This is a genomic window from Gluconobacter sp. P1D12_c (genome assembly GCF_018812105.1).
In the GTDB taxonomy this organism is placed as follows: Bacteria; Pseudomonadota; Alphaproteobacteria; order Acetobacterales; family Acetobacteraceae; genus Gluconobacter; species Gluconobacter oxydans_A.
This window is the reverse complement of the sequence record NZ_JACSIQ010000558.1, coordinates 1-421: the sequence shown is the minus strand read 5'-3', so window position 1 is coordinate 421 and position 421 is coordinate 1. Positions and strand designations below refer to the sequence as shown.

Sequence of the window (421 nt, the reverse complement as noted above, 5' to 3'; positions counted from 1 at the left end):
GCTCGAAGCRYTTTCCCGGAYTGTGGATTTTGAAGTGTTCCGCCCTGATCTGGAGCAGGCTTTGGCCTATTCAGATGGGAGTAAGGGCGGGCGACCGCCATTTAATCCGGTAGTGATGTTCAAAATCCTGGTGATCCAGACGTTGAACAATTTGTCTGATGAGCGGACGGAATATCTGATCAACGATCGCCTGTCGTTCATGMGCTTCCTTGGGCTGGGGCTTTCAGATCGTGTTCCTGATGCCAAAACACTCTGGCTGTTCCGTGAGCGCCTGACGCAGGTGGGAGCGATCGAGGGTCTGTTCAACCGTTTTGACGCGACCCTGCGGCACGCCGGCTATCTGCCGATGTCGGGCCAGATCCTGGATGCAACGCTGGTGGCGGCTCCAAAGCAGCGCAACACGAACGCCGAGAAAGCCGAT

The 421-nt window shown here is 56.4% G+C and carries 1 protein-coding gene; it reads left to right on the top strand.

Annotated elements, in window-relative coordinates; genetic code table 11:
- Window positions 1-421: transposase (locus KP705_RS18140; protein WP_215765303.1), on the top strand; the 421-nt coding region annotated here is incomplete at both ends.